Annotated in this window: 17 protein-coding genes and 1 tRNA gene; 6 read left to right on the top strand and 12 right to left on the bottom strand. The window is 52.2% G+C overall.

The annotated features are described in order from the left end of the window. The first annotated feature begins 5 nt into the window (after positions 1–5). Entirely contained in the window at positions 6–638 is a 633-nt protein-coding gene (gene gmk, locus E2H98_RS06865; protein ID WP_133588574.1) for a guanylate kinase, read from the top strand. Positions 639–1,085: 447 nt separating this feature from the next. Here the strand turns inward: gmk and E2H98_RS06860 are convergent, their stop codons facing one another. Continuing rightward, positions 1,086–1,799, bottom strand: a complete 714-nt coding sequence (locus tag E2H98_RS06860) for a helix-turn-helix transcriptional regulator (protein ID WP_133588576.1) — start codon at positions 1,797–1,799, stop codon at positions 1,086–1,088. Between the two features lie 5 nt (positions 1,800–1,804). Further along, the gene (locus tag E2H98_RS06855) at positions 1,805–2,200 is read right to left on the bottom strand and encodes a VOC family protein (protein ID WP_133588578.1); all 396 of its coding nucleotides are present in this window, start codon (positions 2,198–2,200) and stop codon (positions 1,805–1,807) included. A 264-nt stretch (positions 2,201–2,464) separates the two neighbouring features. Here E2H98_RS06855 and rpoZ point away from each other — a divergent pair, with 264 nt between their 5' ends. From rpoZ to trmH, 4 genes are all read left to right on the top strand, one after another. After that, entirely contained in the window at positions 2,465–2,728 is a 264-nt protein-coding gene (rpoZ, locus tag E2H98_RS06850) for a DNA-directed RNA polymerase subunit omega (RefSeq protein WP_133588580.1), read from the top strand. Positions 2,729–2,755: 27 nt separating this feature from the next. Then, a complete protein-coding gene (spoT, locus tag E2H98_RS06845; protein WP_133588582.1) occupies positions 2,756–4,882 on the top strand; it encodes a bifunctional GTP diphosphokinase/guanosine-3',5'-bis pyrophosphate 3'-pyrophosphohydrolase in 2,127 nt (708 codons plus the stop codon). 19 nt (positions 4,883–4,901) lie between these two features. Next, complete coding sequence (locus tag E2H98_RS06840) at positions 4,902–5,285, top strand: RidA family protein (protein ID WP_133588583.1); 384 nt, start codon at positions 4,902–4,904, stop codon at positions 5,283–5,285. A 560-nt stretch (positions 5,286–5,845) separates the two neighbouring features. Next, on the top strand, positions 5,846–6,541 hold the full coding sequence (gene trmH / locus E2H98_RS06835) for a tRNA (guanosine(18)-2'-O)-methyltransferase TrmH (protein WP_133588585.1): 696 nt from the start codon (positions 5,846–5,848) through the stop codon (positions 6,539–6,541). 37 nt (positions 6,542–6,578) lie between these two features. Here trmH and E2H98_RS06830 read toward each other — a convergent pair whose 3' ends face one another. From E2H98_RS06830 to E2H98_RS06785, 10 genes are all read right to left on the bottom strand, one after another. Then, the gene (locus E2H98_RS06830) at positions 6,579–7,964 is read right to left on the bottom strand and encodes an NOL1/NOP2/sun family putative RNA methylase (RefSeq protein ID WP_133588587.1); all 1,386 of its coding nucleotides are present in this window, start codon (positions 7,962–7,964) and stop codon (positions 6,579–6,581) included. Beyond that, positions 7,961–8,878, bottom strand: a complete 918-nt coding sequence (locus E2H98_RS06825) for a DMT family transporter (protein WP_133588589.1) — start codon at positions 8,876–8,878, stop codon at positions 7,961–7,963. The genes E2H98_RS06830 and E2H98_RS06825 overlap by 4 nt, the downstream gene beginning before the upstream one ends. 39 nt (positions 8,879–8,917) lie before the next feature. Next, positions 8,918–11,101 (bottom strand): patatin-like phospholipase family protein, encoded by a 2,184-nt coding sequence (locus E2H98_RS06820; RefSeq protein ID WP_162848153.1) that lies wholly within the window; start codon positions 11,099–11,101, stop codon positions 8,918–8,920. Between the two features lie 196 nt (positions 11,102–11,297). Then, a complete protein-coding gene (locus E2H98_RS06815) occupies positions 11,298–12,404 on the bottom strand; it encodes a tyrosine-type recombinase/integrase (RefSeq protein WP_133588593.1) in 1,107 nt (368 codons plus the stop codon). Further along, on the bottom strand, positions 12,401–12,901 hold the full coding sequence (locus tag E2H98_RS06810; protein ID WP_133588595.1) for a helix-turn-helix domain-containing protein: 501 nt from the start codon (positions 12,899–12,901) through the stop codon (positions 12,401–12,403). Before E2H98_RS06810 ends, E2H98_RS06815 begins: the two co-directional genes overlap by 4 nt. Then, entirely contained in the window at positions 12,898–13,140 is a 243-nt protein-coding gene (locus E2H98_RS06805) for a helix-turn-helix transcriptional regulator (protein ID WP_133588597.1), read from the bottom strand. Before E2H98_RS06805 ends, E2H98_RS06810 begins: the two co-directional genes overlap by 4 nt. Before the next feature lie 143 nt (positions 13,141–13,283). Then, on the bottom strand, positions 13,284–14,129 hold the full coding sequence (locus E2H98_RS06800; RefSeq protein WP_133588599.1) for a hypothetical protein: 846 nt from the start codon (positions 14,127–14,129) through the stop codon (positions 13,284–13,286). A 57-nt stretch (positions 14,130–14,186) separates the two neighbouring features. Next, positions 14,187–19,142, bottom strand: coding sequence for a DEAD/DEAH box helicase (locus tag E2H98_RS06795; RefSeq protein WP_133588601.1), 4,956 nt, complete (start codon positions 19,140–19,142; stop codon positions 14,187–14,189). Positions 19,143–19,154: 12 nt separating this feature from the next. Next, positions 19,155–20,393 carry a tyrosine-type recombinase/integrase gene (locus E2H98_RS06790; protein WP_133588603.1) on the bottom strand — a complete coding sequence of 413 codons (1,239 nt, stop codon included), beginning with the start codon at positions 20,391–20,393 and terminating at the stop codon, positions 19,155–19,157. A gap of 167 nt (positions 20,394–20,560) precedes the next feature. Further along, positions 20,561–20,645, bottom strand: a tRNA-Leu gene (locus E2H98_RS06785). A 130-nt stretch (positions 20,646–20,775) separates the two neighbouring features. Between E2H98_RS06785 and rnr the strand changes: the two genes are divergently transcribed. Further along, entirely contained in the window at positions 20,776–23,256 is a 2,481-nt protein-coding gene (rnr, locus tag E2H98_RS06780; protein WP_133588605.1) for a ribonuclease R, read from the top strand. Positions 23,257–23,261 lie beyond the last annotated feature (5 nt).

Here is a 23,261-nt window from a genome sequence, read left to right as displayed (position 1 = left end):
TATCCATGTCCAAACAACCCAGTACCACGCTTGGTACGCTGTTCATCGTGTCGGCTGCTTCCGGCACCGGTAAAACCACGCTGGTGAAAAAGCTGCTGGAAACGACACCTGATGTGCGCTTGTCGGTGTCGTTCACTACCCGCAACAAACGCGAAGGCGAGCAGCATGGCGTACATTATTTTTTCGTCAGCGTCGATGAATTCCAGGCGATGGTGGCGCGCAATGCGTTTTACGAGCACGCCATCGTGCACGGCAATTGTTATGGCACCTCGCGCGAATGGGTCAACGAGCAACTGAACGCCGGCATCGATGTCATTCTGGAAATCGATTGGCAGGGCGCGGCGCAAATGCGCCAGCAATGGCCCGATTGTCGCTCGATTTTCATCCTGCCGCCGGATATGACCGTGCTGGAACAGCGCCTGCGTGGGCGCGGCACCGATAGCGAAGAGGTGATCACCAAACGCTTGGCGGCGGCGAAAACCGAAATCAGTCATTGTGCTGAGTTTGATTACATTGTCGTCAATGATGATTTTGCTCAGGCGTTGAATGAGTTGCAGGCGGTGTTTACCGCTGAGCGTTGTCGGACGGTGAATCAGTTGCTTCGGCAGAGAGCGCGATTGGGTTCGTTTTCAAGCTAATTTTGCTAAGAATTGTTTCTGAGTTGTTTTGAACGAAGAAACCATTATCGAAAAGAAAAAACGGGGCCCCGTATGCGCCAGCCGGTAGCGACAGGCTGGAGGCCAGGTACAACCGCAGGGACAGCGGTTGAAGCGCTGTTGAGGCATGGATGCCGAGTCAGCGCGGCCCGAGCTGTAAGCCTGTCGATGCCGGAACTGCCTTGTCGAAGTAGCAAAACCAACCTGGCGCTTCGGGGCGCGCTTCTCTTTGAGTACTTTCTCTTGCGCGAACAAGAGAAAGTACTTCGCCCGCCGGGGCGAGACCCGGCAAACCATAAAGTCGAGAAAAGTTCTAAAGGGCGAATAAGCCCTGAAAAATAAAAATTCGGTTATTTACTGGATTCCCGCCTTCGCGGGAATGACAAGTCGTTGGCTATGAGCGTGGCAACGGTAAAGCGCCAAACGAAATCAATCTGCCGGTGCATTCACCTTTTGCTCAAACTCACAGGCCCGCAATATCGCCTCAAAATCCTGCAGAGTTTTCCCCGGCTCATCCTGAAAGCGTTCCGCCAGCGTCAAAAACTCGCGCATCCGATCAAGGCGAAAATGACGAAAATCTCCACGCATTTCGCACCAGCCAACACAGGTCCAGACTTTGCCCCAGAAATACACGGCCAGCGGGCGAATAGTGCGTTCGCTTTCGCGCCCGTGTTCGTCGCGATAATGAAAATGGCATTTGCGTTGTTCGTTGATCGCCGAGCGCAAGGCTGGTAGCGCTTGCCAGATATCCGCGACAGTCATGAAGTCGGGTGCGAATACCCGTACTCGCGATGGTTTTTCTCTTAGTGTTTTCGGTAGCGCTTGCTCAATTTTTTCCAGCGCCGCACGAATCTGTTTTCGCGTTTCGCTATCGGCCCAGCTTTCCAGAATGCGGGAGGCGATAACAATGGCTTCCAGTTCCTGACCGGTAAACATCAGCGGCGGAATGTCGAAGCCTTTTTCCAGTGCGTACCCGACACCGGCTTCGGCACGCAGCGGCACGCCACGCGCCGACAAATCGCTCAGGTCGCGATAAACCGTGCGTTCGCTGACCTCCAATTCGTCGGCAATCTGCGCTGCGGTAACCACCTTACCGCGACGCAGGATCTGGACGATTTGGAACAGTCGGTCAGCGCGACGCATGAGGGTTAGCTATCCGCAAACGAATGCAGGCCAATGCGATTGCCTTCACTGTCCATCAGCAAGGCGATGTAGCCGATTTCCGGGGTCAGGAAGGTTTTTGGCATGACGATTTCGCTACCCATTCTTGCCGCCCGGCTCAGCGCACCGCTGAGATCGGTTGTATACAGATACGGGCAGACGCCATCGGCGGAGGGCTTGTAGGGGGCGCCATGAACGACGGCGCCACCGGTTTGCGGGTCTTCGACCGGGAACATCGCCATCGCGATGCCGCTCATCTCGTCGCGCTTCAGCTCGACGTTCAGCATCGTCTGGTAAAAGCGGATGGCACGCTCGAAGTCGCTGCTCGGGATTTCGAACCAGGTGATGGCTGGCAGGCTGCTCGGGGATTTCGCGTCTTGCATGTGGAACTCCTTGAGTTGTCAGAAGGGGAAAAGCGCCCCAGACAGCGAAGCCTTGCTACCGGGGGCTGGGGATGAGTTTCCACCGGCTTTGCTGACAACGTTCTGTCAGTAGCTTGTCAGGGGCGTGCGGCCGGGTCAATCCAATGGCCTGGGAGACCGGTCGTGACGATCATGGCGATCCGGACCATACTTAAGGTAAGATCGCCGGCCCGACGCGGTTCGGGCCCTTAATTTCCATTCGATTCAGTAAAGAGGTTTTTGAGCATGGCGCGTGTCACCGTCCAGGATGCTGTCGAGAAAGTCGGCAATCGCTTTGATTTGGTGCTGTTGGCCGCCAAGCGCGCCCGGCAACTGGCCACTGGTGGCAAAGAGCCGCTGGTTGCTTGGGACAATGACAAGCCGACCGTCGTCGCCATTCGCGAGATTGAGAGCAGCAAAATCGATGCGGCTTTCGTCGAAGCGGAAGAAAAGCGGGTAGTGCAGATGGCGCCAGTGGTCGAGGAAACCCCGGACTTCTCGCTGGATTGATCCGCCAGGCCCCGGAGGTTCCATTAGGTGCAGTTATTCCAGGGCTTACGCGCACAGGTCGAGAGTTATCTGGACCCAGCGCAAATCGAACAAATCGCCAAAGCCTATGAACTGGCTCGGGATGCTCATTCCGGCCAGTCGCGCTCGTCCGGCGAACCGTATATCACCCATCCAGTAGCTGTTGCCGGCATCATGGCCAGCATGCGCCTCGATGCCCAGAGCATCATGGCGGCGCTGATGCATGATGTCATCGAAGATTGTGGCGTCAGCAAGGAATCGCTGGTCGAGCAATTCGGTCAGCAGGTCGCCGATCTGGTCGAAGGCGTCTCGAAGCTGACGCAAATCAAGTTCGGTTCCAAAGCTGAAGCCCAGGCCGAAAACTTCCGCAAAATGATGATGGCGATGACCAAGGATATCCGGGTCATCCTGATCAAGCTCGCCGACCGCTTGCACAATATGCAAACGCTGGGCGCATTGACGCCGCAGAAGCGTCGCCGTATTGCGCAAGAGACATTGGAAATCTATGCGCCGATCGCCAACCGGCTCGGTATGTACGCCATTCGTCAGGAACTGGAAGAACTTGGTTTTGCGGCGCTTTATCCTTACCGATACAAAGTGCTGCGCCAGGCGGTGAAAAAAGCACGCGGCAATCGCAAGGAAATCATCAGCGGCATATCCCAATCGATTGAACGCAAGCTGGCCGACGCCGGCATCAACGCGAAAGTGCTGGGTCGTGAGAAAACGCTGTTTTCGATTTACGAAAAAATGCGCACGCGAGTGCATAGCTTTGCGGAAGTCATGGATATCTATGGCTTTCGTATCGTCACCGACAACGAAGACAGTTGTTATCGGATTCTCGGGCAAATTCACAACTTATATAAACCGGTGCCCGGTCGTTTCAAAGACTACGTGGCGATTCCGAAAACCAATGGTTATCAGAGCCTGCATTCGACGCTGAAAGGTCCGCATGGTCTGCATATCGAAGTGCAAATCCGCACCGAGCTGATGGACCAAATGGCGCAGAATGGCGTTGCCGCGCATTGGTTATACAAATCAGGCAGTCAGCCGCATCCGGCTGAATCGCGTGCTCGCGAATGGCTGCGCTCGGTCATGGAATTTCAGCAGCGCGCTGGCGACTCGATGGAGTTCGTCGAGAACATCAAAATCGATTTGTTCCCGGACGAAGTCTACGTATTCACACCGAATGGCAACATCATGGAATTGCCGGTTGGCGCCACGCCGGTCGATTTCGCTTACGCGATTCATACCGATGTCGGCAATGCTTGTGTCGCCGCTAAAGTCGATCGGCAGTTAACGCCGTTGTCGACGACATTGCGCAATGGCCAAACGGTGGAAATCATTACGGCGCCCGGTGCGCGGCCAAACCCGACCTGGCTCAGTTTTGTTGCCACGGGTAAAGCCCGCGCCAATATTCGTCACTTCCTGAAAAACCAGCGGCGCGAAGAATCGATTGCGATGGGCAAGCGCTTGCTCGATAACGCGCTCAGTGAGAAAAACGTTGAGCAGTTTTCGGAAGCCGACCGCGAAAAAGTCGCGCACGATACTCGCCATAAGAACTTCGATGATTTATTGGCCGATATTGGTATCGGGCAAATTCCAGCGATTGCCATTGCGCACCGACTCGATCCAGAGCGTCATGTCATTCGCAAACAGGAACAGGAAGAACACCCACTGACCATTCGCGGCACCGAAGGCATGCTGGTCAATTACGCCCGCTGCTGCTGCCCGATTCCGGGCGATCCGATCGTCGGTGTATTGATGGCCGGTCGCGGCATCATGGTGCACATGCATTCCTGCCCGAATACCGCGGAGTTCACCAATCAGCCCGATCGGATCGTGCCGCTACAATGGGAAAAAGACGTCAAAGGCGAATTCATCGCGGAACTCGAAGTGGATGTCGTCAATCGTCGTGGCGTGCTGGCACTATTAACCGCGACGATAGCCGACGAAGAAGCCAATATCGTCAACCTGGAAATCGATCCGCGTGACGGCAGTTACAACACGATTGTCTTTATGGTGCAGGTGCGCGGTCGTTTGCACCTGGCCAATATTATTCGTCGCGTCAAAGCGATGAAAGAAACCAACCGTATCATCCGTCATCATCGCGTGATGGCCGACAAACAAAACCCTTAAGTGCATCAAGGAGCAAACGATGAAACGAGAAATCATTGCCACGGATAACGCCCCGAAAGCCATTGGCACTTACTCGCAGGCGGTCAAAGTCGGTAACACCGTTTACCTGAGTGGACAAATCCCGCTCGACCCGGCGACGATGCAAATGAAGCAGGCTTCATTCAACGAGGAAGTGCATCAGGTATTCAAGAACCTGAAAGCCGTTGCCCAGGCCGCCGGCGGTGACATGAAAGATTTCGTCAAAGTGAATGTGTTCCTGACCGATTTGTCGCACTTTGCCGAAGTGAACAAGGTCATGGCGGAGTATTTTCAGGAGCCGTATCCGGCGCGTGCGGCGGTGGGTGTTTCGGAATTGCCGCGTGGGGCGAGAGTGGAGATTGAAGGGGTGATGGTATTGGCGTAGTCGCCGCACTATTTTTCTCGAAGAGGGTTGTTATCTACTCCTTCTCCCTTCAGAGGGAGAAGGGCAGGGATGAGGGATGGTTGGGTTTTTCCGTGATCGATACTCTTCCTTAGAAAACTTTTCGACTCCAACCTTTGCCGGGATGCGCCCCGGCGGTCGCCCTGCTTTTCTTGCTCGTGCAAGAAAAGTAGGCAAAAGAAGCACGCCCCGAAGCGCCAGGTGAGTTTCGTTGCTTCGACCAGGCCGCTCCGGCATCGACAGGATTCCAGCTCGGGCCGCGCTGACTCGGCATCCATGCCTCAACAGCGCTACAACCGCTATCCCTGCGGTTGTACCCGGCCTCCATCCTATCGCTGCCGGCTGGCGCATACGGGGGCCCCGTTTTTTCTTTTCGATATTGCTGCCTTCGAACGAAAAAACGAAAAAGTATTTTTTCTCGAAGCCTTTTCTGTTTCCTCCCTCTCCCCTTGTGGGAGAGGGCTGGGGAGAGGGGGCCAATGAATCAGACCTCATATTTTGAGGTTTGAAAAATCTGCTATTAACCCACTGAAATTGTTCAAATGACTCCAGAACGTTACGCCAAAGTTAAAGCTGTCCTGAATAAACGTCAGAAAGACCTGACGGTGCTGATGGACGAAGTCAATAAACCGCATAACCTTGCGGCGATTGTGCGCACCTGCGACGCAGTCGGTGTCGGCCACGCGCACGCGATTGCGCCGAGCAAACGCCTACGGCTCGGCAATAACACTACCAGCGGTTCCACCAAATGGGTTCGGGTCGATACACATCCGGATATCGATGCGGCGGCAAAAGTCTTACGCGCCCAAGGCATGCAGTTAGTTTGCACACAGTTAAGCGACCGCTCGGTTGATTTTCGCGAAATCGATTACACGAAACCGACTTGTATCATCGTCGGCGCGGAAAAGTTCGGCGTATCGGAAGCGACCGCTGCTGCTGCTGATCATCATGTCATCATCCCAATGGATGGCATGGTGCAGTCGCTGAATGTCTCGGTCGCTACCGCTATTGTGTTGTACGAAGCCGAGCGGCAACGCCGAGAAAAGGGTTTCTATGATTCGCTACAACTCGACGATGAGCTATATCAAAAGTTGATGACCGAATGGTTGCATCCACGTGTGTCGGCTTATTGCCAGAAGCACGGACTGCCCTATCCACCACTGAAAGTAGATGGTGAGTTGGCGCACAACCCAGGCGAGCTTGAGGTAGAGGAAAAGCCAGACGATGGCGAATATTGAGCCGCGACGCCAAAAGTTTTAGCGCTGGCGAAAATGCTTAGATCATGCGATCCGAAACGAACTCTCTTGGATAAAGATTTTTCAATCGATTACGCACCGGCTTTGCCAGTCCAAGCACGATATCATTGAACGAAACGACACTCTCGTCTCCGCTTTCTGCTGCCAGTTCCAGATCTCGACCCATCAAATACTCTGACGCTTGTTGTCGGCTCAGTGGAATCGTGGACTCCACAGAAAACACCAGCGTGCTTTCATGACAAAGCCGCCAGACTTTGCCTTTGCGCTCGATGATTGGTACACCGGCTCGATTCAGGCGCAGACTGTTGGGCAACTGCTGCAAGTTTTCAGGCAGCAACCAGAGTTGATCGTTTTTCAGCAGTAAACGATGTTCAAGGTTCTCGATAGCTTGGCCAAAGGTTTGCTGCACTAGGTCTTCCGCTTGTTGCCGAACCGACTTTTCCAGCCTGATGGCTTGTTGCTGATGCGTCGTTTCCAATAGCTCGCCTTGTTTACGAAAAGCCGCAACAAAGAAACCTTCACAATCGAACAGCTGCGGCAATATCCATAACCAACCATCCGGTGTAACTGCTTTCTCTGCACCGGGAAATAAATCTTGTAGCGAGATAGTCTTAATTTGTTCGGGATAGGCTTCCAACAGATGTTGGCAAACTTGGTGGTTCTCGTATTGGTTCAGTGTGCAAGTCGAGTAAATCAGTACGCCACCCGGCTTCAATGCCTGAAACGCGGATTCGATAAGTCGCTTTTGCAATTCGGCAGTTTGTTGAACCGACGTCAGCGACCAGGTTTTCAAAGCGTTCGGATCTTTGCGGTGGGTGCCCTCACCAGTGCAAGGTGCATCGAGCAAAATCGCATCGAAGCAAGCCGGCGCTTGCGCACCGAAAGCTTGCGCGTCCTGATGACTGAGCGCAGTATTGATCACGCCACAGCGTTGCAGCGAGGCCGCCAACGATTTCAAACGTGATGACGACAGTTCATTGGCGACGATCAAGCCTTCGTTGCCCAGCCAATCGGCGAGCTGCGTTGTTTTTGAGCCGGGTGCCGCGCACATATCAAGCACCAGTTTCGGTTTGTTCGGCATGACGTGTTTCAGTGCAGCGACCGGCAACATCGAGCTGGCTTCCTGCACATACAACGCACCGGCCTGATGTTCTACGGTCCAGCCAATCTTGAACTCGTCTTCGGGGTATTTGTTTTGCCACCACCAGGCGTTCGGCCACCAGGGAATTTCGCTGCTGCCGACGCCAATCTCATTGAGCAGTGCTTTCACGATGGCTGGCTTCGCCCGCAATGTATTGGCGCGCAATGACGGACGCAGCGGTGTTGCCAGTGCAGCACAGGTATCTGCTACCCGTGACTCTGGCATCAGCGTGCGCAAATACTCAATGTAGTGCTCAGCAATCATGTCTGGTGATTTTTGTCCGGTTCAATCGGTGTTGCAGGCGCTGCGCTCATTCTCGACCGATGATGAATAATCAACATCTGTCCGGCGATGATGAACGCCACGCCAAGATAGATGGACCATTGCCAACGCAGATTTTCGAACAGCGTTGAAACAATTAAGGCGACCACTGGTGTCAGTACGGCGACGTACCCGGCCTGGCCTGGGCCCAATCGTTTCAACAGCGTCAGGTAGGCGCTGAACGCGATCACCGAACCAAATATAGCCAGGTAAAACAGCGCCAGCCAGAAGCTCGTTGTCGTCGGAATGGTAAATTCGTTGCCTGTTAATGGTACTGCGATCGCAGTGATAACGGCACACCAAAACATCCACCAGGCGTTGGTGACGGTGATCGAAATGCCTTCGTTGCTGTTGCGCTGGGCGACCATGTTGGCGCAGGAGGCGCCGAACGCCGAGATCAGCGAAAAGCTGACGCCGTAAATATGCTGTGTCGAGAATGCCAGTACGTCGGGTGCGAACAGAATGACGATACCGGTGAAACCGAACAGCGCACCAATTGCTAATTCACGACTGATAGCGTGACCAAAAAAGAAGCGCGCCAGGATGATATTGAAAAACAGGATCGCGGAACCGGCGACAGCGACCAAGCCGGAGCTGATTTGTGTTTCGGCGCGATAGACGAACAAATAGTTAATGGCGTAAAGAAAGCCGAGCAGGAACATCCAGCGCTGTTGCTGCCAGGTCAGCCAGATTTTCGAGCGCTTGAACCAGGCTAGCGCGGCCATCAGTACGGTGGCAATGGCAAATCGGTAGCTGACCGATACTTCTGGCGGCACACCATCGATTTGAAAGGTAATGGCGATCCAGGTGGTGCCCCAGATCAGTGTGGAAATGATGAACAGGTTCAGCGTGCTCAAGATGGAATGAATCCAGTCAAAGGAAAAAACGATTTCGGATCAGAACGGTGAGCCGAGGAACAGGTACAAAGCGTCGCGATTCTGATCGTTGACGCCATAAGCGAGATACAGTGGCCCGAACGTTGTGTCCATGCCAAGGAACAAGCTACCGGCCAGCACCGTGTCATCAACGCTGATGTTTTCGCGTTGCTGCCAGATATTGCCGAGTTCAACGGATGCGCCGAGAAAAATGGGTGTGTCGAGCGCGGCACTGGCTTTGGTATTCAGGCGATTCAAATAGTAAACGTTGAACAAGCGCATATGCGGGCCGACCAATTCGGCGCGATTGAAACCGCTCAAGCGCAAGAAGCCGCCAAGCTCATAATTTTCTTGTAATGGCGCGACATCAGAAACGAAGCTGCCGGCCAATACCTGATAACCGAAGGTGTGACGGCCGCGCGTGGATGCCTGGAACCAGTTCAAGGTCCATTTATCGTATTCCTCATCGGCGCCGAGCGCCTGCAGTCCGCGAGCAACATTCAGCGTGCCGGATCGGCCATGTTGCGGAAAATAACGATGGTCGAGTTTGTCGAAGCCGATTTCGACAAATACTTCACCGGTATCCAAATCCGGGATGTTGATATCGGTAATGCCGATGCGTTCTTTTAAGTCACCGGTACCACTGCGTATACCGGCCAGCACATGGGCATTGGTCAGGTACTGATAGCCACCGTAGAGTTTGGCTTCGGTGCCGGTGTATTTCAGTTCGGCGAGGATACGTTCGCCATCGGTCAGATTGATTTTGCGGCGTTGCCATTCCAGGCTCAGACCGGAAAACCAGTTGCCGTTGTAAGTCCACGGTTGAAACCATTCGGTGAAAATGCGCGCGCGGTCGCCGAATTGCACTTCGTTGCGCCATTCGCCACCGAGCGCATTGGTCGGCATGTAAGTATGGCGGGCGCCGATGGTGAATTCACTATCACCACGGAAAGAATCCTCAATGGCGACATCGAAACGCAGAAAATGCGGACCGAGTGGATGGTCGTTGACTTCGATTACCGTTGTCGCTTGATTGAACTCATCGACATTGATGCGGTAATCGATAAAGCCGAAATAGCCGGTGCCGTGCAATCGGGCCAGATCGGTATGTAACTGTTGTTGATCCAGTGGCTTGCCGAGATGATGTTTCAGCCGGGTCAGAATGACGACGTCATCGACTTGACTCTGATTGTCGAGTTTGATTTTCTGCACCCGAACCGGCGGCGTACCATTGTTGGCGAGTTCGCGCGGTACGCGCCCGGTCAGCGCCACAATCGGTTCGAGCTTGTCGATGGCGGCCGAGGCGGTTTGATAACCGCTTTCAATGATGGCGCCCATGCGCAGAAAATCGCTGGCGCTGTAATCGGCGAGGTTCGGGCGAATCAGCACGTCCGGCGCTTGTAGCGTGGCGATACTGGCTTCAGTGTTGCGCCGGGTCAGCATGTTCGACAATTGATCGAGCACATCGACCAGCGAATTCAGCTCATCTTTGTTGCGCATCGGTGTCGAGATATCGACGGCAATGACGATATCGGCGCAGAGTTCGCGCACGGTTTCCACCGGCAGGTTTTGCGCGACGCCGCCATCAACAAGCAAGCGGCCATCGCGTTCGACCGGCTCATAGACGCCGGGAATCGCCGCGCTGGCGTGCAGCGCATCGGCGAGATCGCCGTCTTTCAGAATCACGGCTTCGCCGGTGGTCAAATCGGCGGCAATGGCGCGAAACGGAATCGGCAGTTGGTCGAAGTCATGAATATGGCGGGCCCGGGTGGTCAGCAGCTTCAGTTGCAGGTTCAAGGACTGGCCGACCAGCACGCCGCGCGGCAGCGAGATCTCGCCTTCGCGAATGCCGACATCGAAATCGACCAGAAAACCGGCGTCGTCCTGCTTGCGCCGGTAACTGAGTTCGGCGCGTGGGGTTTTGTCGGTAAAGCCAACCGACCAATTCAGCTCGCGAAACGATTTTTCAATTTCATCAATCGAATACCCGGCGGCATACATGCCGGCGACTGTCGCGCCCATGCTGGTGCCGGCGATGCAATCGATCGGGATTTGCGCGTCTTCAATCGCCCTCAGCACCCCGATATGGGCACCGCCGCGGGCGCCGCCACCGGATAGCGCGACGCCGATTTTTGGGCGTTCCGTAGCCTGCCCGAGTAGTGGCAACAGACAGCAGAACAGCGCAGTAAGCGGGCGAAATTTCACGAAGAGGACAGCAGCCAGCGAAAAGTGGCGCCATTGTAACAATGCCGGTGACGATTCGGCAGGCGTAAAAAAACCCGGCTAAACCGGGTTTTTCAATTTGGTGCCAGGAGAGGACTTTAACCAATTCGGCAACATATTGATATATAAAGCAAAGGCTGGCTACGTCACTATTGTTACCCGGATTATTACCCAGAATTTACTTACTATTACCCAAAGCCACCATCTCTTTTGCAACTGCCTTGGCTATTGCTTGAGCATCCAAAGAAAAATTGTCGGTCCGAGGCTGCCCGAGCCGTTTTATGATGTCTGACTGCTGCCGAGGGGGAACCTCGCCGTAGCTGTAAAACGTTGTCAGCACTTTTTCATGCCCCAGGTTCTGGCTCCATGCTTTGAAATCTTCCGGGCTCTGACATATCTGTTCTCCCAATCTGACTAGAGTATCCCGAAAGCTGTGCGGGTTGGAGTAGGGCAGGCCCGCTTTCGTAAAGGCCTCTTTGAATATGGCGCGGATAGGTGCGGCGCTACTCCACGCCTTTCGGGACAATCTAGTTGCCTCAAATTGCTTTGATGCGGGATCGTACTCCACTGCCGTTGCGGGGAACAGCGGGTCATCAAGCCCCCAGAGCTTTTCATCTCGGAGGTACCTAACCCAACTGGAGACAATTTCTTCGATACTCTCCCCAACAGGAAAAAAGGTGGTAGTGAATGTCTTGCTGAACTTGGTATTCACTTCCCTGGCGTCCTGAAAAAAAGTTCTTGCCGCTAAATCGACATGCTTCAATTTCGCGGATGCAATGGCCCCGTCTCGTGCCCCGGTCAGTAGGGTAAAGGCGATAACCGTAAGATTACGCCGTTCGATTTCAGTATCGCGTGGCATTGACCCAATGACATGCTGGATCTGTTCCAGCGTTGGCGCAGCTTTTTCCCGTTTGGCCTTTGCAACCCGAACGTCCTTTTCTGAGAGGTTGAAGTACTCGGCATCAGAATACTGAATGCGGGACTTATAGCCCGGCTGCCAGGCAAGCCACTGGAAAAAGCGCTTTAGGTGCGCCATGGTTGCATGCAGTGTTGCTTTACTGAGTTTTTCACCAGTCGGACCTTTCTGCGTGGTCATGTGCTGCTTAAATGCGACCGCTTGCTGGTGCTGAAAAGCTTTAAAGTCCCGCCATTTGTTGTAGGCTTCAAATCGTGCCAAAGCCTTGGCGACCGCATCGACTGTCTGGTCGCTTTGGCGTTTTGCCTCTTTCAAATAGCAGAAGTAATCACGTTTGATTCGTTCATTTTCAGGGTGGTACTTATTCATTTTTCAGCCTCCACTTTGAAGTCACTGTTTACGCAGGGGGATTGCTTATCCCCTATATGTCTATGTGGATGCGTGAAAGCGATGTCGATTTTGCCCTTCAAGTTATGTAATTGAGCCAAGCTGATGCGCTGATTCATGATGGTTTCGCATACCGTGCAAATGGCCAACAAGTTTCCAACGCTATCCGTGACTGGTCGAAACTCAGCCATATCACCAGCAGGTTTTCGAGGCTCCCGGCACTTCAGGCAATACAGCTCCCCCGGTTTGCAACGTCGTTTCCTGCTGCTTCTCTGCGTGCTTAGAAACTCTCTTAGCGCGCTACCAAGAATGATAACGGGGCGCCGCTTATCACATAGCGGCAAGCCTTTTTTAATCCACTCGCGAACCGTGTTCTTATGGACACCAAACAACTCGGCTATTTCTTCGACCGTGTAGTTGCGATGTATCTTGACTCGGTTAGGGCTTGGGCGCGGGCGTCTCCCTTGCTTTTCGCTCACTGGGATGCCTTGCGCTTGGCTTCTAGCTTTTGCACTAAGACCCTAATGGCATCGTCTGATTCCCCTGCGATCCGAGCTGCGTTAAGGGTGGTCACTTCGCATGCCGGCCAACCAACAGTGCGTCCCCCCAAAGAAACAGGTTTGGTCCAAAGCCCCTGCGCAATGCGTAGGTACAATGTTGAACGGGAAAGGCCAGACTCGATTTTTACTGCTGGAAGCCTGTAGATTGTCTTGTGCATGTATGCATTCTCTTAGATGCCAGTGAACATGCAGCTATTTCACTTGGTATTCCAAGTGCGATGAGAGGTCGAAAAACTTACAAATTCAAGAGGAAATCTCCCCGGAGCTTTTTGCCCCTAACCAGACAAAAATCCTCCGGGTTTTAAGGTGCTACGATTTTGCGTACGTAGTCGTCATCGCAGTTTGGGAGGTCGTAAACTACCGAGGTAGTGGTCGCAACAACGTCGTGAAGTGGTTGCCCGTACTTGCTTTGGCAATAATCTGATAGGAAGCGAATGAAGTAATGAATTTGAGCGTTCTGTGAGTTTGGCTTTTTAACTATTACAGTCTCATTCTTAAATGCCATTGCTTTTTTGGCGATGTCGTCGAGCATGTAAGGAACTGACGGGAGTACTTCGGAAATACAGTATCTAACGTACTCGCCACCCGGATCATCATTGCCAGGAATGGTATAATGGATGTCTAGAACATCGATAAGCCAATGAATAGATTCGTCATCGATTTCCTGACTTATCGAGTAACCATCAAATTTTTCCGCATTTCTCAGCAGTGAATTGAGCTTAATAGCCGTATCTACAATTTCTTGGTAGAACGCCTTGTGCTCTGAGGTAGTGCGCTTGTTACTACCTCGCCACCCACAGATCGCTCTGTCGCATGCAGTAAAGAACCACCATGGACTAGTTCGGTTGTCAGTATGGCGCTTGGAAAGAGCAGTCCACGCACCTTTCATGTTGAGGCTAAAGATCAACTTTTCCAACAAGGCCAAACTCTCATCGTCTGACAACCCACCAAATATTGCTCTTCTGTAATGCTCTTTTCGAAGGGTTTCAGCATTTTCTTTCGACAGCGTTACATTATGAATCTGCTCAATTTCGTCAATCAGCTCGTCCGGAGGCTTGATTCTAAACTCTCTTTTTTTGTACTCGTCGCTAGTTCGCTTCTTATGCATGGCCAAAATTGACTCAGGCACCCAATCAGGATATTCCATTTGATCTAATCTCCATTCAGAAGCGAGGGGAGAAGCTCCCCTTTACGGCAATGATTGTTAAATATCTAGCTTAGGAAGTGCCGTTACAATTTTTATCGTTTCCACGCTTACGGTAATCACACGCTGGAAAAGCTCAAGCGGATATTTAGGATTGCCCATTGTTTCAATAGCCCAGTCATTAGCATCGTTGACAATTCCGCTGGCTTTGTCTGTTTTAACGCATTGCCGCTCCATGACCCAGTCGAGAGCTGCCTTTCCGTTGACGACATATTCCCAGGCTTCAGCAGGAATCTCTTTAATGGTGATATGGGCGTTATATATGACCGAGGATTTATCGCCCTTGCTGGCAAATTTCATCTTCTCAACGCGGTAGTCGCTTTCTTCAAGCTGCTTCATGCTCCGTTTCCCGCTTACTTCCAGCTTTACCGGATAAGGCTTCACCGAATCGTAATTGACGTGAAGAGTAGCTAGCTCGCGGCCCGCTTTACTAAAGCGCCAAAAGTCGCTGGCTTTTTTAACGCAAGGAATTCGCGGTAACTCTTTGCTTAAATTGTCGGCATAGCGTTCGCGGTAATCAGGAGAATGCAGCAAGCCATAAACGTAAAAAAACACGTCTTCCTTGCTGATCTTTTCGCCAGGATAAGCTTTCTGGAAATGCGCTAAGCCTTCATCGGTAAGCGCTTCTTTACGGGTATATCCACTTGCTTCCGCAGCATTAGAGTTAGCGAAAATCTCTTCTTGGGTAGACTCGTCCGATTCTTGCTCATTGCCGCTTTCCGCACTCTCATAAAGATAAAGCGGAAAACACTGGCCTTTCTCTATGTTATCTAAGCAGGGTAAGGTATCGGTAATCAATGTAGAGAACGATCTTGCCCCAACTCCTGAAACACAAATCACCAAATTTTCTACTTCCGCATCAGGGAAAATTCGGGGCATTTGATAAACACGGTTATTAAAAAATCTATCGAAGTAAAGCCAGTTTTTTGTAAATGGTCTATAGAGACTTTTCACGATATGGCTCTCTGTGAATTTGCCGAGTCGTCCCCTCTCTACACCGATTTTTTGGGCATGGTCCCAGCTTATCTTTGTAGGGTCTGTATTAATAAAGTCATTGATCGACTTACTAGGAAAGGTCTCGTCCGCTCCATTTAATGCATGCTGAAACCTACTCACCTCGCTGTTATAAAAGTTGATCATATTCTCCATGTTAATTTTTACCGAATTTTGGCTCGCGTTGTAACACCAGGCGTCACGGTTTGTTTTCACTCCGGAAGAGTAGTTGCTAAAAAGTACATTCGATGGAGACTTTTTATCGCCTAAATCTATGAATTCACTAAAACTGTCATCGCGCTGGCTTAGCCAATCACCATGCTCGTTAGGCGTAATGGCTTGCCAGCCGCCGGCTTCTGTAATGCCTTCGATGCTGGCAAAAGCGCTAATTATTTCTAGTTTCTCCTCTCTCTTTAAATAGTCGCCAATGTCATGAAAATAGATGTGACCTTGCTGTGTGGCTGCGGGATTTTTTACCAATAGGGAAATGGCTATGGGAGCGCGGCTGCCGCTACCGAAAATCTTGCCACCTTCTTTGCGTGATTGTTCACCTTGGGTGCGTTGGTTGCCACGAAGATGAAATATATAAATACTGGAAAATTCTTCTGTTAAGCATTTGCGAAGCCCATCAGCAGTATTGGCTTCTAAAAAGCCCGCATTGGTGACAAAGCCTATGACGCCGCTGCTGCCGATTCGGTCAGAGGCCCAGCGTATGGCGCGTATGTAGCTATCGTACAGTGCATTTTTTAAAGTTGCTTTTGAGCGTTCGGCATAAGTCGAACGAATACGCTCATCAAGACCTGGGTACGCAACATTTTGATTGTTATCGTTGGCGCTGGTTTGCCCTGCGGAATAAGGCGGATTACCGATGATTACCCTAATATCTAGCTTTTTCTGACGTTTGCGACGAGCACTGTTGTCTACCAGAAGTGCGTCCACTAGGTCTTCTTTTTCGTACATCTGGAAGGTGTCTGTTAAACAGATTCCCTCAAATGGTTGATAGTCACCCCCAACAAGTGAGTGATAGACTGACTCGATATTAATGGCTGCAATGTAGTAGGCCAATAACACGATCTCATTGGCGTGAATTTCATGCAAATACTTGTGAGGCAGTTCCTCTGGTTTGATTAAACCGCTCTGCAAGAGACGGGTTATAAATGTGCCCGTTCCCGTAAAAGGGTCGATGATATGAATGCCTTTGCTGCCGAGAGTTTGTCCAAACTCAGTTTTCAGAATGTGATTAACGCTTTGAATGATAAAGTCCACGACCTCAACTGGGGTATAAACAATACCCAGACGGTCTGTCATTTTAGGAAAGGCATTTCTGAAGAACTTATCGTAAAGCTCGACTACGATTTTTTGTTTTCCCTGTGCGCTTTCGATGCCTTCTGCGCGCATTTTTACACTGGCATAGAAGCTCTCCAGGGTATCCGCCTCTTTGTTTAGTCGGTGCTCTTGCAATGCATCTAGTACGCCTTGCATCGCCTGACTCATCGGGTTGTGGCTGGTAAAGCTGTAATCAGCAAAGAGTGCATCAAATACAGGTTTAGTGATGAGATGTTGAGCCAACATTTCAATGATGTCGCCATCCGAAATGCTATTGTTCAGGTCATCTCGTAGTTCCGTAGCGAACTCGTTAAATGCTTTAATTTCATTTTTGTTTTCAGGATTAGCCAGAATTCCTTTTATTCGGTCAATGTGGGTGTTCGCAATTCTTGCGATGTCATTGGCCCAGTCTTCCCAATGGTGGCGGTTGCCGCATTTTTCCACTACTTTGGCGTAGATGGCGCGTTCGATCTCTCCCACCTCATAGGCTAGTTCGTAATTCTGGGTTATTTGGCCAGGCTTGTCGTATTGTTTGCCAATGCCGTATTGGCCTTTTCCACTTTCTCTGTTGGTTGTTCCAGTTGCTTTTCTTTGTTTGGGTTGAATCTTGTCGGTAATGGCAATAACTTCCATTTTCGACATGATTTTCCTGTTCAAATCCAGGTCCATTTTATTGACCATGGCATCGAAGCGGTCATCGTGTGAGCGCAATGCTTGTAACACTTGCCATACAACTTTGTAGGTATTGTTGTCGTTCAGGGCTTCATGCGGCTCCAGTCCAGCCGGGATAACTACTGGCAGAATGACATAACCCCGTTTTTTACCCGGGGCGTTACGCATAACCCGTCCGACAGACTGTACTACATCAACTTGTGAATTACGTGGAGTAAGAAACAACACGGCGTCCAACGCGGGCACGTCAACGCCTTCGCTCAAGCATCGAACATTAGATAAGATTCGGCAGGTATTTTCTGGAGTTTCGGCCTTGAGCCACTGAAGCTTTGACTCCTTTTCGCTGGCATTCATGCTACCGTCGATATGTTCCGCCTCACAAATAAGCTGGGCAGCGGGTTCGATTTCCTCTTGTTCCTGATAAGCCTCGACAACCTTTTGGAACATCGCAGCGATGTTTTTTGAGCTTACTTTGTGCGTCTTGCCTTTATAGTTGGCTTCAATGACCTGGCAAAATGCCACGGCCCGTTTCATCGGGTCGGTGTCGCCAGAGAGATTTTCGGCCATGCCTTGCTTAGCCAACGCTTTCCAACATCCGATAATCTTGGCCGCGTCATCAACTTTTAACTGATTATCCTCATCCTTGAATAGTTCCTGCAGGCGACGGTTGATGTGACTCTCTTCGACCGACAGCACCAGTACTTTGTAGTCACAGAGTAGCCCCCTCTGTACGGCCTCAGAGAAAGTAATGACATGCAGTTCCCTGCCGTATAGCGCTGGGTCATCCATTGAACAGAGTGCGACGTTGTCGCTTTCTGCCTTGGCTTTTGCAAGCTCTCCGTAGATTCGCGGCGTCGCCGTCATATAGAGACGCTTTGTAGACCGAATGAAGTTTGCGTCGTGGACCTTAACGAAATTGCTTTCGTCTTCACTTTCGAATGTGGCGCCTGTAGTCCTATGTGCCTCGTCGCAAATGATTAGGTCAAAGTTGGCCAGGTGGTAGTCTTTCTGCGCTTCGCTGATGACGTTAATTGAGTGATAGGTGCTGAACACCACACTCATGTGTTGGTCGTCGTGGCGTTTGGTCATTTCTTCTGCTAAACGCCTTGGCTCCGTTGTCGCCGGGTAGCGAAGCTCATGCATGAGCATCTGTACGTCATCGGCGTCCTTTTTCTTCCCGACATCGCTATCGGAGCACACCGCAAAGCTGTGCAACGGCGTTTCGCTCTCTTGCGTCCATTCCGTAAGTGTTTGGGAAAGCAGCGATAAGCTTGGTACGAGAAACAGCACTCGACCACCTTTGCCGGCCAGTTGTTCAGCGATCTTCAGGCTGGTAAAGGTTTTTCCTGTACCGCAGGCCATAATAAGCTTGCCCCGGTCAGATTCTTTTAGTCCGGCGATGACTTTGTGTACGGCTGTTTTTTGATGGTCACGAAGGGACTTTTTCGGCTTTATTGTCTGTGGCTTTTCTGGCTGATACTGGCTCCAATCAATAACGCTCGTTTCCAGATCGGAAAGGGAAATGATGTTGATCGGCTTATCACGCGCTTGTACCAGCTCAAGCACATGATGGCTGGCGCTGTATGTCGTGAGAAACAATAAACCGTTGGTATAAGGCTTTTTGCCCATGGCACTAAAGAATGAATCTATGCCATCGCCTTTACGGATTTTTGCTGACTCGTCATAGAATTTTGCTTGAATCGCGAAAATACGTGGATTTTCTTTAACGTATTCAACCGCGACCAGATCAATACCCGCATCTACGCCCGGATCGGATTGGCCGCTTTTCATGCAGTGGACACGCCACTCTTCCCATAAGTAGACCTGGCCATTGAACAAGTCTTTGTAACTGGGTTCGTTTAGCAAGTATGTTTTGACCAGCCTTTCAAAATAATTGCCTTTCTCACGCTCTGTTTTGGCGTGTTGGCGAAAGGTGTCCAATAGGGTGTGCAAGGCGACGTTCATGCCGTTAAATCCTTAAAGGTTTTTCTTGTGTTTCACGGGAAGCGGTGTGATTTCCGCACCGGCTTTCAGGGTGTCCAAATAATCGGCCCATTCCTGCATCATCGTGGTACGGTCTTCAATAAAGGCGGTGCGATTATATGCACGGCCATGCATGTCGGCCACACGATGGGCCAGCTGCATTTCGATTAGTTCTACCGGGTACTTCAGTCGTTCAGCCAGCAGCGTACGGGCAATAGCGCGAAAGCCATGACCGGTCATTATTCCTTTTCCGTAACCCATTCGACGGAGTGCATTTAACACCGCATTTTCTGACAGGTAACCTTCTTTGCCACTGCTACGAAATACGTATGGGCATTTGCCGTTGACGGCCTGGAGTTGCCGAAAAATGGCCAAAGCCTGTTTGGGTAATGGGATCAAATGTTCGGTGCCTGTTTGGCGGCGGGTTTTGGGCGGGGTATAGCTCCAGAGAGCGGCCTTCAAATCAATGTCCTCCCAGCGAGCGGATCGCAGCTCGCCCGGTCGAATGAAAACCAATGGTGCGAGCTTAAGTGCGCATATCGTTTCCAGCTGCCCTTGGTATTGATCAATGTCGTAGAGTAGTTTTCCAACCTTTGCTGGGTCGGTGATGGCAGCCCTGTGAGTGACCTCCGGTGTCTTTAACTGGCCGCGAAGGTCGCGAGTAGGGTCACTATCTATAAGGCCTTTTCCGATGGCGTATCGGAAGACTTGCCCGCATTTAACCTTAATGCGGTGCGCAGTTTCCAACTTGCCTAACGCCTCTTGCTCCCGGCAGGTATCCAGGACAATGCGGGGTGTAATCTCAGAAATTGGGTAACGGCCGAATGCGTCAATGGCGAATTGGAGTAACCATTGGCTCTTGTTTCTTGTGCTCGGGGCTTTGTCGGTTTGCCGTGCTATCCATTCAGAAGCGACGGCCTTAAAGGTGTTGGCATGTGCTTCGCGTAAGGCAGCTTTCTCTTCCCGACGTTCGGCGCTTGGGTCTTTACCAGACGCGAGTAATTTTTTGGCGTTGTCGCGTGCGCCCCTTGCATCCTGAAGGCCAATCGCTGGATAGATTCCGAGGGATAACATCTTCTCTTTGCCGAGGAAGAAGTAGCGGAATCGCCAGCGCTTTCTGCCGGTGGGTAGCACCTCCAAAAAGAGACCATCCAAAGCGTTCAGCTTATATGGCTTGGCTTCCGGTTTGGCCGTTTCCACCTGACGGGAGCTGGTAAGAGGCTTTCGCGCCATCGGCGGCACGTCCCTACTGGCAACAACTGAAAAGTTACCCAGAAAGTTACCCAGAAGTTACCCAGATTGCAATGGAAATTGATGGACGAGCTAGGACGATACAGGCGTAAAAAAACCCGCAAATCAGCGGGTTTTTAGACTTGATGAAACATCAATAGTACTTAATTTGGTGCCCAGGAGAGGACTCGAACCTCCACGGGTTTCCCCGCTAATACCTGAAACTAGTGCGTCTACCAATTCCGCCACCTGGGCTTGGAGGACGCGCACTATACCGACGGCCTTTTGCCTTGTCAATTCGGCCTGTGAGCGGCATTGGACGAACGTAAATGACGCCCAACTGCTATACACTGTTTACGGAGATAGCCACAAAGAATGGACGTTGATGCCACGTAAACGAAAGACCGACCCCCACTACGCCCGCGAAGCGGCCAAATACGACAACCCGATTCCCAGCCGCGAATTCATCCTGAGCTTCATGGCCGAGAAAGGCACACCGCTGCCGTTTCCGGCGATCATGAATGGCCTGCAGCTCTATAGTGAGGAACACGAAATCGCCCTCGAACGCCGGCTGCATGCGATGGCGCGGGCCGGGCAGCTGGTCAAGAACCGGCGCGAACTGTGGTGTCTGCCGGACAAGATGGATCTGAAACCGGCCCGGGTCGAAACCATTCGTGACGGTTCCGGTTTTGCCATTCTCGATCAAGGCGGCGACGACTGGGTGCTCAGCGCCCGCGAAATGCGCAAGGCGCTGCATGGTGATCGGGTGCTGGTTGCCGCGCAAGGCAAAGACCGACGCGGGCGCACCGAGGCGATCATCGTCGAAATCATTGAGGAAGAACCGCGCCATATTGTCGGTCGGCTGCAGCAGGAACGCGGCATCTTTTATATCGTGCCGAGCGATGCCCGGATTGCGCAGGACATTATTGTGCCGCCCGGTGAAGAAGGCGGCGCCAAGCCTCAGCAAATGGTCGTCGCGAGGTTGACCCAGCGCGGCCATGCCCATGCCCAGCCGATGGCGAAGGTGGTCGAAGTGCTCGGCGATCACTTGGCGCCCGGCATGGAAATCGAAGTGGCGCTGCGCCAGTTCGATTTGCCGCATCAATTTTCCTCAGCGGTTGAAGATGAAATTGCTGCGCTGAAACCGGTTGTTGCCGAACACGACAAGGCCGGCCGTATCGATTTACGCGACAAGTTTTTGGTCACCATCGACGGTGAAGACGCCAAGGATTTTGACGACGCCGTTTACTGCGAACGCAAACGGGGCGGTGGCTGGCGGCTGTGGGTGGCGATTGCCGATGTCAGCCATTATGTCCGGCTCAATACCGCGCTCGACGAAGAAGCGCAAAAGCGCGGCAACTCGGTGTATTTTCCGGGCGCTGTCATTCCGATGTTGCCGGAACTACTTAGCAACGGTTTGTGCTCGCTGAAACCGAATGTTGACCGGCTGTGTCTTTGTTGTGAAATGACCGTATCCGAAGCCGGTAACTTATCGAGCTACCGGTTTTATCCGGCGGTCATGCGCTCGCACAATCGCTTTACTTACACCCGCGTTTGGGCGCTGCTGAATAACGAGCCGCCACAAAATGATGCTGAGCAAAAACTGCTGCCGTCGATCCGCGAATTACATGAACTCTATAAATGCCTGGCAGAAACGCGTCAGCAACGCGGCGCCATTGAACTGGAAACCCGGGAAACGCGGGTAGTGTTCAATGAGGAGCGGAAAATCGAAAAAATCGTGCCGATGATTCGCAACGACGCCCACAAGCTGATCGAAGAGTGCATGATCCTGGCAAACGTCGCGGCCGCGAAATTTCTGCACAAGGCGGAAATGCCGGCGCTGTACCGCGTGCACGAAGGGCCGAACCAGCGCAAGCTGGAAGCGCTGCGTGAACAGCTCTCGACGCTCGGGCTTTATCTCGGTGGTGGCGATGAACCATCGCCGAAAGATTATGCGCTGCTGATGGCGCGTGTCGCGCAGCGGCCGGATGCCGACAATATTCAATTGCTGTTGCTGCGCTCGCTGACGCAGGCCATCTATCAACCGGAATTGAATGGCCATTTTGGCTTGGCGCTTGCCGCCTACACCCATTACACCTCACCGATTCGCCGCTATCCGGATTTGGTTGTGCACCGGGCAATCAAAGCCGTGCTCAGCAAAGCCGATCGGGAGATGATCGGCAACGACGGCGCCGTGCATTACGATAACCCCGAGCTGGAAGCACTGGGCAGCAGTTGTTCGATGACCGAGCGCCGCGCCGATGAGGCCAGTCGAGACGTCACCAGCTGGCTGAAATGCGAATACATGCGCGATAAAATCGGCGAAACCTATCAGGGCAAGGTCACCTCGGTGGCGGGCTTTGGTTTGTTCGTTGAACTCGATGAAATTTTTGTTGAAGGCTTGGTGCATGTCAGCAGTCTGCGCAACGATTACTACCATTTCGATGGTGCTAGGCAAATCCTGAAAGGCGAGCGCACCGGCGAACGTTTTGGATTGGGCGACAAGCTGATCATCCGTGTTGCTGATGTCGACCTCGATCAACGCAAAATGGATTTTCATTTTATGCGCAAGGCGGATACCGCCGGCAGCAGCGACGATCAGGAATTGACCGAAGAAGATATGCGCGCTCGCCGGCTCGCATCGATTCGCAAGGCGATGGCGCGTGATCGGGATGTGATGCCGGCCGATAAGGACGACATGCTGGATCAGGAGCGCGGTCAGCGCCCTCGTGCGCCGAAGGCAGGAAAATCGTCAGCAAGCAAATCCAGTGCTGGTAAGTCCGGTAAAGGCAGCAGCAAAGGCAGCAAACGCAAGGCGGCGCCGACGGCGGTGCGCAAGCAGAAAAAGCGCTTGCGAAAACGTTAATACAG

It is taken from the genome of Permianibacter aggregans, from assembly GCF_009756665.1.
GTDB lineage: Bacteria > Pseudomonadota > Gammaproteobacteria > Enterobacterales > Permianibacteraceae > Permianibacter > Permianibacter aggregans.
This window is presented reverse-complemented; position numbering and strand designations above follow the sequence as displayed.

Excerpts from the sequence above, each read along its gene's own strand:
- gmk (WP_133588574.1), top strand. The coding sequence starts at position 6 with ATGTCCAAACAACCCAGTACCACGCTTGGTACGCTGTTCATCGTGTCG.
- E2H98_RS06860 (WP_133588576.1), bottom strand. The coding sequence starts at position 1,799 with ATGCGTCGCGCTGACCGACTGTTCCAAATCGTCCAGATCCTGCGTCGC.
- E2H98_RS06855 (WP_133588578.1), bottom strand. The coding sequence starts at position 2,200 with ATGCAAGACGCGAAATCCCCGAGCAGCCTGCCAGCCATCACCTGGTTC.
- rpoZ (WP_133588580.1), top strand. The coding sequence starts at position 2,465 with ATGGCGCGTGTCACCGTCCAGGATGCTGTCGAGAAAGTCGGCAATCGC.
- E2H98_RS06840 (WP_133588583.1), top strand. The coding sequence starts at position 4,902 with ATGAAACGAGAAATCATTGCCACGGATAACGCCCCGAAAGCCATTGGC.
- trmH (WP_133588585.1), top strand. The coding sequence starts at position 5,846 with ATGACTCCAGAACGTTACGCCAAAGTTAAAGCTGTCCTGAATAAACGT.
- E2H98_RS06830 (WP_133588587.1), bottom strand. The coding sequence starts at position 7,964 with ATGATTGCTGAGCACTACATTGAGTATTTGCGCACGCTGATGCCAGAG.
- E2H98_RS06815 (WP_133588593.1), bottom strand. The coding sequence starts at position 12,404 with ATGAATAAGTACCACCCTGAAAATGAACGAATCAAACGTGATTACTTC.
- E2H98_RS06805 (WP_133588597.1), bottom strand. The coding sequence starts at position 13,140 with ATGCACAAGACAATCTACAGGCTTCCAGCAGTAAAAATCGAGTCTGGC.
- E2H98_RS06800 (WP_133588599.1), bottom strand. The coding sequence starts at position 14,129 with ATGGAATATCCTGATTGGGTGCCTGAGTCAATTTTGGCCATGCATAAG.
- E2H98_RS06795 (WP_133588601.1), bottom strand. The coding sequence starts at position 19,142 with ATGAACGTCGCCTTGCACACCCTATTGGACACCTTTCGCCAACACGCC.
- E2H98_RS06790 (WP_133588603.1), bottom strand. The coding sequence starts at position 20,393 with ATGGCGCGAAAGCCTCTTACCAGCTCCCGTCAGGTGGAAACGGCCAAA.
- rnr (WP_133588605.1), top strand. The coding sequence starts at position 20,776 with ATGCCACGTAAACGAAAGACCGACCCCCACTACGCCCGCGAAGCGGCC.